3 protein-coding genes are annotated in these 3323 nt (G+C 66.5%); all 3 read left to right on the forward strand.

The window, feature by feature from the left end; translation table 11 throughout:
• Positions 1-1525, forward strand: a 1525-nt coding sequence (locus Q1V87_RS00450) for a class I tRNA ligase family protein (protein ID WP_300590387.1), incomplete at its 5' end; no start/stop codon positions are given.
• Positions 1522-2874: a folylpolyglutamate synthase/dihydrofolate synthase family protein gene (locus Q1V87_RS00455; RefSeq protein WP_300590388.1), complete on the forward strand. Its 1353-nt coding sequence runs from the start codon at positions 1522-1524 to the stop codon at positions 2872-2874. The genes Q1V87_RS00450 and Q1V87_RS00455, both read left to right, overlap by 4 nt.
• Positions 2871-3287 carry a DUF4233 domain-containing protein gene (locus Q1V87_RS00460; protein ID WP_300590389.1) on the forward strand — a complete coding sequence of 139 codons (417 nt, stop codon included), beginning with the start codon at positions 2871-2873 and terminating at the stop codon, positions 3285-3287. The genes Q1V87_RS00455 and Q1V87_RS00460 overlap by 4 nt, the downstream gene beginning before the upstream one ends.
• Positions 3288-3323 lie beyond the last annotated feature (36 nt).

Raw genomic sequence — 3323 nt, forward strand, 5'->3', positions numbered from 1 at the left:
TGGCTGGTTCTACGTGATGCACGTGCTCTCGGGTGCGCTCTTCGATCGCCCCGCCTTCACGGGCGTCTCCTGCCACGGCATCGTGCTGGGCTCCGACGGGCAGAAGATGTCGAAGTCGCTGCGCAACTACCCCGACGTGTCCGAGGTGTTCGACCGCGACGGATCCGACGCGATGCGGTGGTTCCTGATGTCGAGCTCGGTGCTGCGCGGCGGCAACCTCGTCGTCACCGAAGAAGGCATCCGTGCTGGGGTTCGCGAGTTCCTCTTGCCACTCTGGAACGCGTGGTACTTCTTCGCGACCTACGCCAACGCGGCATCCGGTCCCGATGGAGCCGGCTACGAGGCGTCCTGGCGCACCGGCTCGACCGACGTCCTGGATCGGTACATCCTGGCCCTTCTCGGCGATCTGGTTGCCGGTGTCGCGGCCGACCTCGAGGTGCTCGACTCCACGAGTGCGGCCGAGAAGCTCCGCGACTTCGCCGAGGCCCTCACCAACTGGTACATCCGCCGGTCGCGCGATCGGTTCTGGCTGGGCGTCACGGACGAACCGCGCTCGCGTGAGGCGTTCGACACGCTCTACACCGTGCTCGAGACGCTCACTCGCGTCGCAGCGCCGCTGATCCCGCTTGTCGCCGAGCGTGTCTGGCAGGGGCTCACGGGCGGTCGCAGCGTGCATCTGCAGGACTGGCCGGATGCGGCATCCTTCGCGCCCGCGACCGACATCCGCACGGCTATGGATGCCGTCCGCGAAGTCTCCAGCGTCGCCAATGCGCTGCGCAAGAAGGAGGGCAAGCGCGTGCGCCTGCCACTCTCGCGCTTGACGGTGGCGGTCACTGATGCCGCATCCCTCGGCCAGTTCGAGGGAATCCTGCGCGATGAACTCAACGTCAAGAGCGTTGACCTCGTCGAACTCACCGATGGTCTTGCCGAGTCCTACGGCATCAGCCAGAGACTCGCCGTCAACGCGCGCGCGGCCGGTCCGCGCCTGGGCAAGCAGGTGCAGCACGTCATCGCCGGGGCAAAAGCAGGCCTCTGGAACGAAGAGGATGGCGTGATCGTCGTCGATGGCATCGCCCTCGAGCCCGGCGAATACGACCTCACGCTCGAAGCTGGGGGAGTTGCCGAAGGCACGGCGATCGCGCTGCTGGGCGCAGGCGGGTTCGTCCTACTCGACACGACCACGACGCCTGAACTGGAGGCCGAAGGGCTGGCGCGCGACGTCATCCGTGCCGTGCAGGACACACGCAAGGCCGCCGGGTTCGACGTGAGCGACCGCATCCGTCTCGAGGTGGAGTTCGAATCTGAAAGCGATGCCACCGCGGTGGTCGCTGGTTTCGATGCTGCTGACGTCGCGGGGGAGACGCTTGCTGTGGCCTACGCCATCTATGGACCCGGCGAGCAGACCTTGCTCAAGAGCTGGTCGCCCGTGGGTGAGATCGAGCACACGGAGCGCGTCTCAGCGGGTACCTATGCGAACGCCGGTGGATTCCGCGTGATCGTTGGCAGGGCTGGAGGAGCCGCATGAACGAGCGAGAGCGCGCAGACGCCGTCTACGAGATCCTGCTGAGTCGACAGGGCGAGCAGTGGGTGCAGCCGCGGATCGAGCGGACGCAGAAGCTGCTGGACTATCTCGACAACCCGCAGCGCACGTACCGGGTCGTGCACGTAACCGGCACGAACGGCAAGACTTCGACGAGCCGCATCATCGAGAGCCTTATCCGCGCTCACGGCCTTCGCACGGGCCTGTTCACCAGCCCGCATCTGGAGCGCTTCACTGAGCGCATCCTCATCGACGGCGAGCCGGTGAGCGATGAGGCCCTCGTTGCAGCCTGGGACGAGATCGCCCCGTTCATCGACCTCGTGGATGCCGAACTCACGGCATCCGGTGATGCGGAACTGACCTTCTTCGAGCTGCTGACGGTGCTGGCCTTCGTCGTGTGCGCCGACGCGCCCGTCGATGTGCTGGTTCTCGAGGTCGGCATGGGCGGGCTGTGGGACTCGACCAATACCGCCGATGGCGATGTCGCCGTGTTCGCCCCGATTGATCTCGACCACGCCGCGCGGCTCGGCGACACGATCGAGCAGATCGCCACCGTGAAGGCAGGCATCATCAAGGACGGCGCGGCTGTCGTGTCAGCGCGGCAAGCGCCATCGGCTGAGGCGGTGCTGCGCGGACAGGCCGGAAGACGAGACGCGACGTTCGCAATCGAGGGCGACCAGTTCGCGCTGCAGCAGTCTGCTCTGGCCGTCGGCGGCCAGCTGATTTCGGTCCGCGGGCTGGCCGCCGAGTACGCCGATCTTTACCTGCCGCTGTATGGCTCGCACCAGGGCTTCAATGCTGCGCTGGCGATCGCTGCCGTTGAGGCGCTCATCGGGGGCGGTCGGCAGCCGATCGCCGCCGACGTGCTGGTGGAAGGTCTGTCCAGCGTCACGTCACCGGGAAGACTCCAGCTCATCGGCACGGAGCCGACGGTGCTCGTCGATGCTGCACACAATCCGCACGGAGCGCGAGCTCTCGCCCAGGCCCTCGGCGAATCGTTCGACTTCGACGAGTGGGCACTGGTGATCGGCGTCCTCTCCGATAAGGATGCCGACGGCATCGTGTTGGCGTTGAGTGAGGTCGCGACGGCGTTCTTCGTCACGGCACCCGATTCCGATCGAGCAACGGATGCTGACGCTCTGGCCGACCTGCTCGAGGCGCGGGAGCTTCCCGCCGCCGTCTTTCCTGAGCTCGAGTCGGCTGCCGAAGCCGCGAGGACCTGGGCGAGCTCGGCGCCGCGTCGCGCCGTCATCATCACCGGGTCGGTCGTGCTCGCCGGAGAAGCGATCACGCTCTCGGTAGATAACGAGTGGAAAGCGGGGTCCGGCGCGTGAGCGCGGCCGAGCCTGCGGCATCCTCGCGCCCGCGCCGCGCCCGTGGCGCCCGGGAATCCCTCGGATCGGTCGTTCTCGGCTTCGAGTCGATCATCGTTTTCCTCGGCGGGCTCGTGGTCTATGGCCTTCGCGTGCTGCCTGACGGGATCGAGCCGTGGTGGGGGATCGTCGGAGGTTCGGTCCTGGCGCTGTTGATGATCATCACCGCCGGGCTGCTGCGTCACTCCTGGGCGATCGCAGTGGGCTGGGCTTTGCAGGTCGTCGTTCTGCTGGGCGGCTTTCTCGTGCCCGCACTCGTTATTGTGGCGATCATTTTCGGTGGGATGTGGGCGTATGCAACGATCAAAGGGGCATCCCTCGATGCTCGCAACGCCCGACGCGCGGCACCCCCCGAACCCTCGAACGGAGAATAACGATGTCGACCGAAGAGACCCTCGTTCTGGTGAAGC

This window comes from Microbacterium sp., from assembly GCF_030149085.1.
Lineage (GTDB): Bacteria > Actinomycetota > Actinomycetes > Actinomycetales > Microbacteriaceae > Microbacterium.